6 protein-coding genes are annotated in these 14223 nt (G+C 41.2%); all 6 read left to right on the forward strand.

Translation table 11 applies throughout. The annotated features are described in order from the left end of the window. The first annotated feature begins 2 nt into the window (after positions 1-2). The 6 genes from ACE01N_RS14215 to ACE01N_RS14240 all read left to right on the forward strand — a co-directional run bounded on the left by ACE01N_RS14215 (position 3) and on the right by ACE01N_RS14240 (position 14222). Complete coding sequence (locus tag ACE01N_RS14215) at positions 3-1388, forward strand: sugar porter family MFS transporter (RefSeq protein ID WP_380590243.1); 1386 nt, start codon at positions 3-5, stop codon at positions 1386-1388. Between the two features lie 36 nt (positions 1389-1424). Further along, a complete protein-coding gene (locus tag ACE01N_RS14220) occupies positions 1425-4763 on the forward strand; it encodes a DUF5107 domain-containing protein (protein WP_380590246.1) in 3339 nt (1112 codons plus the stop codon). Positions 4764-4780: 17 nt separating this feature from the next. Next, positions 4781-7558 carry a sugar-binding domain-containing protein gene (locus ACE01N_RS14225; RefSeq protein WP_380590250.1) on the forward strand — a complete coding sequence of 926 codons (2778 nt, stop codon included), beginning with the start codon at positions 4781-4783 and terminating at the stop codon, positions 7556-7558. Between the two features lie 42 nt (positions 7559-7600). After that, on the forward strand, positions 7601-10480 hold the full coding sequence (locus ACE01N_RS14230; RefSeq protein WP_380590253.1) for a glycoside hydrolase family 2 protein: 2880 nt from the start codon (positions 7601-7603) through the stop codon (positions 10478-10480). A gap of 129 nt (positions 10481-10609) precedes the next feature. Beyond that, the gene (locus ACE01N_RS14235) at positions 10610-13345 is read left to right on the forward strand and encodes a beta-galactosidase (RefSeq protein ID WP_380590256.1); all 2736 of its coding nucleotides are present in this window, start codon (positions 10610-10612) and stop codon (positions 13343-13345) included. 61 nt (positions 13346-13406) lie between these two features. After that, on the forward strand, positions 13407-14222 hold the full coding sequence (locus ACE01N_RS14240) for an SDR family oxidoreductase (protein ID WP_380590259.1): 816 nt from the start codon (positions 13407-13409) through the stop codon (positions 14220-14222). Position 14223: the final 1 nt, after the last annotated feature.

The following is a 14223-nucleotide window of genomic DNA, read 5'->3' on the forward strand; positions in this document are numbered from 1 at the left end:
CGATGCATACATTCAATACAAAATACATATTTACCATATCCATGGTTTCGGCCATGGGAGGTCTGTTGTTTGGATACGACTGGGTTGTTATTGGTGGAGCCAAACCATTTTATGAGCAGTTTTTTCATATAAGCGATGCTCCGTTCCTGCAGGGCTGGGCCATGAGTAGTGCACTTCTGGGCTGTTTGCTAGGAGCCGTTACATCAGGTGCTTTCAGCGACAGGTTCGGAAGGAAAAGACTACTAATATTTTCAGCTTTTCTGTTTACCCTTTCAGCTGTTGGAACCGGTGCAACATCCGACTTCAGCTTTTTCATTTTTTATCGTGTACTCGGAGGTATAGGCATTGGGCTCGCATCCAACCTGTCGCCCATGTATATTGCTGAAATTTCACCGGCATCCATGCGTGGTAAATTTGTTTCATTAAACCAACTCACTATCGTAATCGGGATTCTGCTGGCTCAGATTGCCAACTGGCAGATTGCTGAACCTGTTCCGGCCGACTCAACTGCCGCAGACATTCTGGCGTCCTGGAACGGGCAAATGGCCTGGCGGTGGATGTTCTGGGCAGAAACAATTCCGGCTGCCGCATTCTTCCTGCTTATGTTTTATGTTCCTGAAAGTCCGAGGTGGCTGGCTAAAAACGGTAATCAAAACAAGGTATTGAATATACTGGGTAAAATTGGAGGTGAAAAATATGCTAAAACGGAATATGATAATATACACCGGAATTTACTGAATGATGCAGGCAAAGCGAATTTTAAATTTCTGAATTCAAAAGGCATGCGGAAAATATTGCTGATAGGTATTGTTATTGCAGCTTTTCAGCAATGGTGTGGCATAAATGTTATCTTTAATTATGCTCAGGAAGTTTTTGCAGCAGCTGGCTATGGGGTTTCCGATACATTGTTTAATATTGTTGTTACCGGAAGTGTGAACCTGATATTTACTTTCGTGGCCATTTATACCGTAGATAAACTGGGGCGTAAATCTTTAATGCTTATTGGAGCAGCTGGCCTTTCAGGTATTTATGCATTCATGGGAGCAGCCTACTATTTCCAGCTTACCGGTTGGCCACTTCTTTTACTGGTAGTCGCTGCTATAGCCTGTTATGCAATGTCATTAGCACCTGTAACCTGGGTTGTACTTTCAGAAATATTCCCCAACAGAATACGTGGCGCTGCCATGTCAGTAGCAACGGTGTCACTTTGGTTGGCAAGTTTCCTGTTAACCTACACGTTTCCTCTACTGAACAAAGCATTCAACGCTTCCGGGACATTCTGGGTCTACGGTCTGATTTGTGTCGCAGGACTGATATTTATATATAAACGTTTGCCTGAGACAAAGGGTAAATCACTGGAAGAAATTGAAGCAGAAATATTAAATTAGCATTAATACAGGATCCATATATAGGAGAAGGATAAAATGAAACATGTTGAAGCATATAAACGAAAGCTGGTACTACCAACTTATGAACTTGGAAAATCAGAAATAAATCCCGTATTTTTTGAAAAACGTGTGTATCAGGGATCATCGGGGAAAGTTTATCCGGTTCCATTCATCGATAAAGTTTACGATGATAAACTTGATAAAGAATACCTGGCGGCAATAATGGAAAATGACTTTGTAAAATTGGTGATGTTACCTGAGATTGGCGGCAGGATTTTTGAAGCACAGGATAAAGCCAATAATAATTATAATTTTTTCTACCAGCAAAAGGTGATTAAACCTGCCCTCGTTGGTCTGGCAGGTCCATGGATAAGTGGTGGCGTGGAGTTTAACTGGCCTCAGCACCACCGCCCCGGAACATACCTGCCTGCTGATGTTTTTATCGAAGAGGAAGAAGATGGTGCCAGAACGGTCTGGATGTCGGAATACGACCCTATGTATCGTTTAAAAGGCATGCACGGCATACGTATCCGTCCTGATAGCGCTTTAATAGAATTAAGAGGGCGTTTATTTAACCGCACCCCACTGACTCAAACCTTTTTATGGTGGGCAAACGTGGCCGTTGAAGTCCATAAAGATTATCAAAGCTTTTTCCCGCCCGATGTACATTACGTGGCCGATCATGCAGTGCGTGCAATGAGCAGTTTCCCGAATGCAGAGAATGATTATTATGGTATACCCTATCATAAAAGACCGGGAAAAAACGATTTGCGAAACTATGCCAACATTCCTGTTCCAACCAGTTATATGGTTTGCGATACCAAATATGATTTTTTCGGTGGATATGATTTTAAGGCTGACGGTGGTTTTATTCACGTTGCCGACAGACATATTGCTCCCGGTAAAAAACAATGGACCTGGGGAAGTGAAGCTTTTGGTAAAGCATGGGATCGTGAACTGACGGATGAAGGTGGACCCTATTTTGAGCTGATGGCAGGAGTCTATACCGATAATCAGCCTGATTTCACATATTTGCTACCATACGAGACCAAAACCTTTTCGCAGTACTGGTGGAGTTTTAAAAAGTTAGGCCCCGTTCAGAATGCCAATAAGCAAATGGCCGTACGACTTGAAATCCTGCAAGGGAATAAGTTGGATCTGGGTGTTGCTGCCAGCAGTGTTATCGAAAACATCCATATTAATCTGAAAATCGGTAATAGTATAAAAACATATAACAATGTCCGTGTTTCGCCTGATGAACCATGGATAGACAAAACGATGTCATTTGAATCAGGACAGGAGAATTCGATTTCATTGATTGTCATTGATGAATCAGGGAAAGAGTTAATTGCTTATCATCGACAGGAAATCCGTAAAGAAAGGAATCGTAAGCTTGCTTTTGAGCCCAAACTACCTTCTGAAATTGAAAGTGCAAATGAGCTGGAATTAGTAGGTGAACACCTGGAACTGTATCGTCATCCTACCCGATATCCTGAACCATACTGGAAAGAAGCTATTAAACGTGATCCGAAAAGTTATAAATCATACATCGCTTTAGGACGTGTTGAGCTTAAAAACGGCAGGTTCGCTGAAGCTGAAAGAAACTTCAGAACGGCTATTGACATCATGACCACATATCATCCGAATCCCGCATCCGGTGAGGCGCATTATTTTTGTGGTTTAGCATGTTCATTCCAGGATAACAAAGAAGAAGCATATGATTTATTCTATAAAGCAACCTGGAATTATGAGTGGCGTTCAGCTGCTTATTATCAGCTGGCAATACTGGATTGTTTAAAGGCTGATTATGAAACAGCCCTGGAGCATCTCGATGCTTCTTTGGATACAAACCGGCAAAATAATAAGGCACATATCCTGAATTCTGTTATCCTGAAACATCTGGGGCGTATAGAAAGTGCACAGAAGATATTGTCAGAATTGTTCTTAAATGATTCACTCGATCAGTGGGCAAAATTTGAATCAGCAACTTTATCCGAAAACTACAGTGAATTTATTGAATCATCACGAAACGATGCGCAAACTATCATCGATATTGCTTTCGATTATGCTGAAGCCGGCTTTTATAAAGAGGCTATTGCTGTAATTGAACTGCACCATAGCAGTGGGATACCGGAATGTGTTGTGCCCAATCCGATGGCAAAATCGGTAATGACAGACTTTATTCTGGCCTGGTTGTATGAACGGAATGGTGACCCAGCGAAATCCCTTGATTTACTGAAAAAGACAAAATCAGCTTCCTGCGATTATGTTTTCCCATCGCGAACATATGAGCAACTGGTATTGGAATGGGCGTTGCAAATGGATAAAGAAAATACAGTGGCTGCATTTGGATTGGGAAACTACTATTTCAATCTAAAGCGACACACAGATGCCATTAGTGTTTGGGAAATGGCTTCCAATGCCAATAGCCATTATGGAACTTTGTACCGCAATTTAGGTATTGCATACTGGAATACCTTTGAAGATGGTAAAAAAGCCAGACAGGCATTCCTTAAAGCCATTGAATGTTCTCCAAATGATATGCGTATTCGCTACGAATATGACCAGTTGAGAAAAAAATTAAATGATGATCCAATAGACAGACTGGATGATTTATTACCAATCATCGACCAAATCACAACCCGCGATGACTTTTCGGTGGAACTGGCAGCGCTGTACAATTTCAACGGGGAATATAACAAAGCGTTGAATCTGTTGGAAAAACGAAATTTCCATCCATGGGAAGGTGGTGAAGGCCAGGTATTGAGACAATTCACCTATGCCTGTTTGAAATTGGGGCAGGCAGCACTACAGAAAGGAGATGCCGAGACGGCTTTGGATTACTTTAACAGATCAGTGAATACACCTGATAACCTGGGTGAAAAATACCATCCGCTCCAGGCTGTTGCCCATATAAACTACTGGAAAGGTATGGCTTTAAAGGCTATGGGAAAAGAAGCAGAAGCCAATGCACATTTTTTGGAAAGTACCAACGAAGAAGGCGATTTTATTGATATGGCAGTCAGTGCCTATTCTGAGTTATCGTACTACAGGGCACTTTCGTTAAATGAATTGGGAAAAACGGATGAAGCGAATAGATTACTGTCTGATATCAGAATATTTGGAGAATCTAAACTGAACCAAAAAGCACAGATTGACTATTTTGCCACATCATTGCCTCTGTTGCTTGTTTTTGAAGATGATATTCAAAAACGAAACACAATAGATGCAAAGTATCTAATCGCATTGGCACAGGTTGGCTTACGATCATACAACGATGCGATGCAAAATCTGAAGGATGTTTTGAAGTTAAACTCCATGCATGTGGGATCAAAAGATTTACTGGAGCAAATCTCCGTAAAGACATTGCGCTAATTATTAAAAATGAGTACATGAAGGCGGTATTATATTATTTGGTAGTAGTCATGGTTGTTATGACTACAGGGTGTTCAAAATCATCTGTAAAGGAAATTGATCTTGCAGGAGACTGGACTGTAAAACTGGATTCTATAAATTCAGGCCTGGATGAAGGATGGGCTGGCAAAAACCTTGATGGTGTGACCATTCAATTGCCGGGCACCCTTGACGATGCCGGATTAGGAACAACAAATACGCAAGTGCCGGTAATGGATAACAGTGTCATGTGGGGATTAACACGAAAGCATCAGTACATTGGCAAAGCCTGGTATCAGAAGGAAGTTAATGTTCCGGCAAACTGGGAAGGCAAAAGCATTCACCTGGAACTGGAACGGGTGATCTGGCAATCCCGGTTATTTATTGATGGGAAACTTATCGGGAAAAATGAAAGTTTAACAACGCCACATCGCTTCGATTTAGGTTCATCATTAACTCCTGGAAAACATACGGTTACAATTCTAATAGACAACTCTGATATTTATCCACTGATTAATGTCACAAGTGATAAATACCCTGACCCGGTTAATCAGGAACTGGCGCATTCCTATACCAACCACACCCAAATCAAGTGGAACGGTATTATAGGAAACATAAAACTTTCAGCCTCTGAACCCGATGAAATAAAAGATCTTCAGGTTTATTCGAATGTAGCTGAAGGAACAATACAAGCAGTATTCAGCTTTCATTCCAATTCTGAAAATGATTTGAAATATCAAATACTGACGACTTCCGGAGATGCGCTTGCAGAAGGAATTGTGGAAAACGGGAAAGATGAGGTTACTATTCCAAAACCGGATGAAGTCAAACTCTGGGATGAATTCAATCCGAATCTTTATGAATTCAGGCTGTTTACAAAGGATGTAAGAGCAAGTGTAAAATTTGGTTACAGTCAGATCCAAAAAGACGGGAATGTACTAACCTTAAACGGGAAACGTATTTTTTTACGTGGCAACCTCGAATGTGTCATATTTCCGTTAACCGGACATCCGCCAATGCATAAAGATGGTTGGGCAAAATTATTGGCACAGGCCAAAGCGTATGGTTTAAATCATTTGCGCTTTCATTCATGGTGTCCTCCCGCAGCAGCATTTGAAGCGGCCGATGAAGCCGGATTTTATTTTCAGGTGGAACTTCCTCACTGGAGTTTGCATTTTGGTGAGGATGAAAAAACGACCCGCTTTTTATTGAACGAAGCAGACCGGATTCTAAGCGAATACGGAAATCATCCTTCTTTTATATTGATGTCTCTGGGCAATGAACTGCAGGGCGATGCTGATCTGATGAATTCCACCGTAGCTGAATTACGTGCTAAGGATAACCGTCATCTGTACATGACAACCACCTATTCGTTTCAGTATCCGTTAGGTACAATAGCCCAACCGGAGGATGACTACTTTGTCACTCAAAAAACCGATAAAGGCTGGATCCGTGGACAGGGAATATTTAACGCACAGCCGCCAAACTTTAACGAAGACTATACGGCCGCCAGCGAACATGTACCGGTCCCATTAATCTCTCACGAAATCGGACAGTACTCCGTTTATCCCGATATGTCAGAAATTGAAAAATATACGGGAGTACTTAAACCGCTCAATTTTATGGCAGTAAGAAACGAACTGGAAAAAAACGGATTACTGGATCTGGCTCCTGAGTTTACATATGCATCCGGGAAACTGGCTGCCATGCTTTACAAGGAGGAAATTGAAAGAGCCTTAAAGACACCGGCTTTTGATGGTTTTCAGTTGTTACAGTTACAGGATTTCCCAGGCCAGGGAACGGCACTTGTAGGTTTGCTGAATGCCTTCTGGGAATCAAAAGGCGTGATCAGTGCCGAAGAATTCCGTCAGTTTAATTCCGAGCTTGTTCCGCTTCTTCGTTTTGAAAAAGCCGTTTATGAGGATGGTGAAATGTTTAATGCCTCTTTGGAAGTTGCCAACTTCTATAAAGATATGCAGGATCAAACCCTTGACTGGACCATAACAAACAAAGCCGGTGAAAAAGTACTGGAAGGAACCGAAAACAATATCAACCTGACTTTAGGTAATAATCCTGATTTAGGATCAATTGCGTTTAAAGTTTCAGCCGCTAAAGCAGAAAAGTTGTTGATCAGTGTGGCATTACGAGGTTCTGATTATCAGAATAGCTGGCCGCTTTGGGTCTATCCGAAAAAGGTAATCCTATCTTCTGATAATGTTGTGATTACGTCATCGTTTGCCGAAGCGAAACAGGAACTGGACAAAGGCAGAACTGTACTGCTCAATCCTGATTACAAAAAGTTAAAAGGCATTGATGGACGCTTTGTTCCTGTATTCTGGAGTCCGGTTCATTTCCCGAATCAACCCAGTACAATGGGCTTGCTGATGGATGAAAATCATGCGGCGTTTAATGATTTCCCAACCAGTGGTTATACGGAATGGCAGTGGTGGGATCTTTGCATCCATTCCAAATCCATGATTATCGATTCACTGAATGTGACCCCCATTGTCAGGGTTATTGATAATTTTGTTACGAACCATCACCTGGCTAATGTTTTTGAAACCAAAGCTGGTAATGGCAAGCTCATTTTTTCTTCTATCGATTTAATCAACAATCTTTCCGAACGTCCTGTAGCGCGTCAGTTGAGGTCAAGTTTGTTACAATACATGGAAAGTGATACCTTTAATCCTTCTGGTTCAGTAAATATGGATGAACTTGATTTTACTGATGAAACTCAGCAGAAACAGTTTGAGGCTACCGATATTTATACAGAGTAAATCATTAGGACAGATTGATTCGGAATTTTAAATGGTTAATACATGAAGAATAGTATTCTAAGTATTATTACGCTGCTATTGGTCACCTCATGTTCCCAATCATCAAGACAAATTGATCTCTCGGGAGATTGGCAGTTTGCGATGGATTGGAATGATGTGGGCGTTTCGGAACAATGGTTTTCAAAAAATCTGGATGAAACGGTTGAGTTACCCGGATCAATGATGACCAATGATAAGGGATTTACCCCCAATCTTCATACACCCTGGACAGGTTCCATTTATGACAGCTCGTTCTATTTCAATCCGGCTCTGGCTAAATTCAGAAAGAAGGGAGATATCAAATTTCCTTTCTGGCTTACACCAAATAAATATTATAAGGGAGCAGCCTGGTATCGCAAAGAAGTGAACATTCCTGATGACTGGAAAGGGAAACGTGTTGTACTGTACCTGGAGCGTCCGCACTGGCAAACAGCAGTGTGGGTTGATAATAAAAAATCCGGAGAACAAAACAGCCTATCAACACCGCATATTTTTGATATTACCAATCTGGTTCAAACCGGTGTGAATTATATAACGATTGTGGTGGATAACCGGAGTGATAAAGTAAATGTCGGACCCGATTCGCATAGTATTTCGGATCATACACAGGGAAACTGGAATGGCATAGTTGGTGATATGTATTTGGAAGCTAAGTCTGACGTTTTTATTGGTGATGTACAGCTTTATCCCGATGTTGAGAAGAAAAGTGTTAAGGCGGTCATTCAGATTAAAAATACAGATGCAGAGGCAGGAGAGGCTATAATTAAACTTCAGGCGGCCTTAATTGATTCAAACGCAAAACCATTGCCAGAAAAATCTGAATCGGTACAATTGAAGGGGGATAGTCAGGTAATTGAGTTGAATTATGCCATGGGAAACAATATGAAACTTTGGGATGAATTTGAACCAAATGTATACCGGATGCATGTTTCTCTTGTCACCGGAGATAAAACCACCGATAATAAAGAAATAACCTTTGGGATGCGGCACATTGAGACCAAAGATGGAAAGATATTCCTGAATGACCGTCCCGTTTTCTTTCGGGGCACATTGGAATGTGGTGCTTTTCCACTGACAGGATATCCACCAATGGATGTTGAGTCCTGGAAGAAGATTTTTGAAGTGTGTAAAGAAAGTGGTTTGAATCATGTTCGCTTTCATTCCAACTGTCCGCCGGAAGCTGCATTTACTGCGGCTGATGAAATCGGTATCTATCTTCAGCCTGAAGCAGCAAGCTGGCCAAACCACGGGACCGCACTGGGTAAAGGTCGCCCGATAGATGATTATATCATAAAGGAAACTGATCGCATATTTAAAGCCTATGGTAACCATCCGTCATTCGTCATGTGGGCCTACTGCAATGAACCGTACGGAGCATATGTTCCTTTTCTGGATAAGGACCTGAAAGTTCGTAAAAAGGAAGATAAGCGCAGAATTTACACAGCAGCCTGTATAGGTAAAAGCTGGAGTGTAAATCCGGAGAGTGAATATATAGTACGGTCGTATCCCCGTGGATTACCATTTAAACAAAAGCCTTCAGCTGATTTTAATTACGACAGCCGCATTGCTGATGAAAGCAGACCGTATATTACCCATGAGATGGGTCAGTACTGTGTATTTCCTGACTTCTCTGAGATAGATGAATATACCGGTGTCTATAAAGCGAAGAACTTTGAAATGTTTAAGGATATCCTGAATGATCATCACATGGGTGATCAGGCAGAGGATTTTTTAATGGCTTCGGGAAAATTACAGGCATTGTGTTATAAGGCAGAAATTGAAGGCCAGCTGAGATCCGAAACACTTGATGGCTACCAGTTGCTGGGATTAACAGATTTTCCGGGACAGGGATCGGCTATTATTGGAATGTTGAATGTGTTCTGGCAGGAGAAAGGCTATATTACAAAAGAGGATATCAGCAGCTTTAATGGTGAAACAGTTCCGTTGGCTTTGTTCGATAAATTTGTGTTCAAAAACGATGAAACAATGATTGTTCCTGTTGAGGTGTCACATTACGGAGCGTTTGATCTTAAAGATGTTAAACCAGAATATACCATCACAACGGCAGTTGGAGATACCTTATTGAAAAGCAATTTTCCTGAAACAAATGTACAAACGGGGCAATTAAGCTCTATAGGAGAAATTTCGTATTCACTGGATAAAATTATCATGGCAACCCAATGCAGACTGGAAGTTACCATTGGTGGTCATAAAAACGGTTGGGACTTCTGGGTATATCCTGCAAACCTTTCTGCCGTAAAAAATGATGAAATTTACTATACGTCAACCTTTGATAAAGCTGCACAGAAAAAACTTGAAGAAGGGGGAACGGTTCTTCTTGAGGCAAACGGTAAGGTGGAGCATGGGAAGGATGTGGTAGCTTACTTCACACCAGTATTCTGGAATACCTCATGGTTTAAAATGCGGCCACCGCATACTACCGGTTTCCTGGTACAGGATGAGCATCCCGTCTTCAGAGATTTTCCAACATCATATCACAGCGACTATCAGTGGTGGGAGATCGTAAACAATCGTCAGATTATGAATATTGACAGTTTTCCACCATCTTTCAGACCCATATTACAACCCATAGATACATGGTTTTTAAGTCGTCGGCTGGCGCAACTGTTTGAGGCGAATGTTGGCAAAGGGAAGTTAATGGTAACCACTTTGAATATTGATAAGAACAATGGACCAGTATCGGCTCAGCTGCGGAATTCCATTGTGAGCTACATGAATTCCGCGGAATTTATGCCGAAAAATACTTTAAGTGCGGACGTGATCACCGAATTATTTGAAAAGAGAGACCGGCAAAAGGTGGAAATGTACACCAAAGAAAATCCGGATGAGTTACAGCCCAACCGCACAAAAAGTAAGAAATGAGTTAAATTAATCCATCTGCATACCGGAGTATAAAATTTCTTGAAAGCGAAATAGATAGGACCAATGTAAGGTTTATTATCTTTGATACGATGTTAAATCATATTCAGTCAAAATAAAAACGGTAAACGGATGAAATATGTGGTTCTAACCTTACTTCTGGTCTTAAGTATCCCATCTCAGGGAAGTCTCATCTCATTTAAAAAGTCTGTGACAGTAAATTCTGATGTCATTGAAAATCAGCTTAAAATGGGTGATCCGGGACAGGAAGGCCGTAAACTGGAAGTGAATAACCGCTATCTCACACTAAACGGCAAGCCTGTTATTCCTGTTATGGGTGAATGCCATTATTCACGTATTCCGAGGGATCAGTGGGAGGATGTGCTGCTGAAGATGAAGGCCTGCGGAATCAATATCGTGGCCTCCTATGTCATCTGGATCCATCATGAAGAGATACAAGGGCAGTTTGACTGGTCAGAGAATAAGGATCTGCGGGCATTAGCTGAGTTGTGTCAAAAGCATGGTTTATGGTTTTATCCGCGCATAGGACCCTGGGTACACGCAGAGGTCCGTAATGGTGGCACGCCGGACTGGATCCTCACAAATCCTGAAATAAAGGATCGTTCAAATGATCCGGAATACCAGCATTACGCAGAGGAATGGTATAAACAGGTTGGTTTACAATTAAACGGGCTGATGTATAAAGATGGTGGTCCGGTCATTGGTGTTCAGCTCGAAAATGAATACAGGCGAGGAAGAGGAGGTGAAGCACACATTTTATGGCTGAAAAAAACTGCACGAAAATATGGGTTTGATATGCCTTTGTATACAGTAACAGGCTGGGGCAATGCGTCTGTGCCGGCTTATGAAGTTATTCCATTGTACGGTGGCTATCCGGATGCCCCGTGGCAGACAGACCTGAATCGTGGCACATCGTGTGATGAGTTTGTGTTTAAACCTTTCAGGAATAGCGAAACTATTGGGAATGAAGGCGAACAGGTTAAAAAGCCATATGTTGATCATAACGCGTATCCTTATTTTACCTGTGAAGTGGGTGTGGGCATTATGAACACGGATCACAGGCGCTTATCCATAGATTCAAAAGATGGACTTGGAATTATCATGTCTAAAATAGGTTCAGGAAGTAACCTGCCCGGATATTACATGTTTGCCGGTGGATCTAATCCGCATGGCATTCTGACTACAATGGAAGAGAACAAGGAAGAGACCGGTTACTGGAACACTAATCCGGTAGTTTCTTACGATTTTCAGGCAGCTATAAGGGAGTCAGGTCAGCTCAATAAATCTTACTTTGAGGTTAAAAAACTGCACTATTTTTTGAATGAGTTTGGCCACAGGCTGGCACCCATGGAGGCTGTATTTCCCGATGAACCGGATGAACTGAACTGTGTGGTAAGAACTGATAATACCTCTGCTTTTCTTTTTAGTTCAAATTATTGCAGGCATAATGTTGCTGGAGCAAAGCAAAAGATTCAGTTTTCAGTAGAACTAAACAACGAAACAGTAACATTCCCTTCTGAAAAAATTACAGTTCCCGATAGCGCCATGTTCATCTGGCCTGTGAACTTTAAGATGGGCGAAGTGAAATTACGCTATGCTACAGTGCAGCCTGTGGGGCATATCAATAATACCTGGGTTTTTTATGAAACGTCATGTATTGAACCGGAATTATGTTTCGATACCAAAGGAATAGACGAAATAGTTGCCGTTGACGGAAATGTGGAGAAAAAGGGAAATGCAATTTTCATTCATAAGCTTAAAGCCGGAATGGGCTCATCAGTTAAGCTTATTTTAAATGATGGATCCGAACTGTTTGTGTTGGTATTAAAAGAAGAGGAGGCTTTACATTCCTGGTTATTCGATACAGCAAAAAATAAGCATTTCTTTGTTTCAGATGCCAGTCTTTACATGAATGGAAATGAACTTGATGCATTAAGTACATCGAAAAATTTCACTATAAATCAGTTAGTTGAAAAAGGAATATTTAAAACACAGAAGTTTACAGTGCCTGAACAGGCTGTTGAATTGCAGGTAAAGGAGACAAAACCGTTGGATGATGCACAGTGGCTGATAAGCAGTGATGCACAAACTCTGTCAGGCCGAAGCAAACTGATGCACCGTTTTTTTCTGAAAGACTTTGATCTGAATAATCCTTCGGAAGTAAAAAGGGCGACGTTGACAATCTATGTTCAGGGAACCAGTCATGTTCAGGTTAATTCTAAATGGATAAACAGCGAAATACAACCAAATAGGCTGAACATAATTGATGTGACCGGATATGTACAAAAGGGTGATAATAATTTATTGCTGGAATTTCCATACCAGTCAAATCTGCAGATCTTTGCGGCAAAGATGGAGGTAGAATATTTCAATTCCGATCGTATCACATTTAATTCTGATCGAAGTTGGTTGGTAAATGACAATTACAAATATCCATCATTTCTGACCGGTTATAGCGGATTCAAGGCACCTGAAATTATGGAAAATTCTACCCCTGAGTATACGTCTGTTTCAGCTGAGAAAACATATGCCTTATCCTTTCCTGATGAATACCCCGAAGATTTGAATAATGTTTATATGGAGATAAATTATACAGGTGATAAGGCGAAACTTTATCACGATGATCGTTTGATAGCAGATGATTTCTATAACGGAACAACATGGATTACCGGTTTGAACCGGCTTGGGTTTTATCCGGGAGGACAGACTTTTAAATTACAAATTAAACCGTTGTCTGAGGATGCACGTGTATATTTTGATTTGAAAGAAGCTCAGGATAAATCTAAAAATGCGGAGTTGGTTAATGTACGTTTGATACCCGAATATAAGGTGATAGTTAATTTTTAAATAAAAATTTAATACCTGATAGTTAAGAATGATTCGTATTTTTGAAAATAAAAATTGAATCATGCAACCAACCAGTTTTAGTATTGAAGGAAGAGTAGCTATTGTAACCGGGGGAGCCGGAGTTTTAGGCAGCAGTATAGCAGAAAGTTTGCTCCTGAAGGGCGTAAAAGTAGCATTGCTCGACATAAGAGAGGATATCTTAAACGAAAAAATAAAGCAGATGGAGCAATCCGGAACTATTAAAGGATTTGTCTGTAACATTCTGGATGAGACTTCTGTAAAAGCTGTTCGGGCAGAGGTTCTGGATCAGTTTGGTAAAATTGATATTCTTCTGAACATTGCCGGTGGCAACATGCCGGGAGCCACGCTGACAGAAGATCAGACCTTTTTTGATATGAAGATGGAAGACTTCAAGAAGGTTACTGATCTGAACCTTAACGGAACGGTTTTGCCCAGCATGATCTTTGGAGAAGAAATGGCAAAAAGTGGTAGCGGCAGCATCATTAATATCTCATCTATGGCTACTTATTCAGCTATAACAAGGGTTCCTGGATATTCTGTAGCCAAAACAGGTATTAATATTTTCACCCAATGGCTGGCCATGGAAATGGCTATGAAGTTTGGTGATAAGATCAGGGTAAATGCTGTGGCACCTGGCTTTTTTATTGGTGATCAGAACCGGGCCGTATTAATTAATCCGGATGGTTCACTCACCGAACGCAGCAAAAAGGTGATTGCTAAAACACCAATGAAACGTTTTGGTGATATTACTGAGTTGAACGGATTGGTTCAGTTCCTGTGTTCGGATGAAGCCAGCTTTATAACCGGGGCCATTATTCCTGTTGACGGAGGCTTTAGCTCATACAGTGGCGTTTAAG

Origin of the sequence: Quyinboa ferrireducens, from assembly GCF_042436675.1 — a bacterium.
Lineage (GTDB): Bacteria > Bacteroidota > Bacteroidia > Bacteroidales > UBA5342 > JBHJHP01.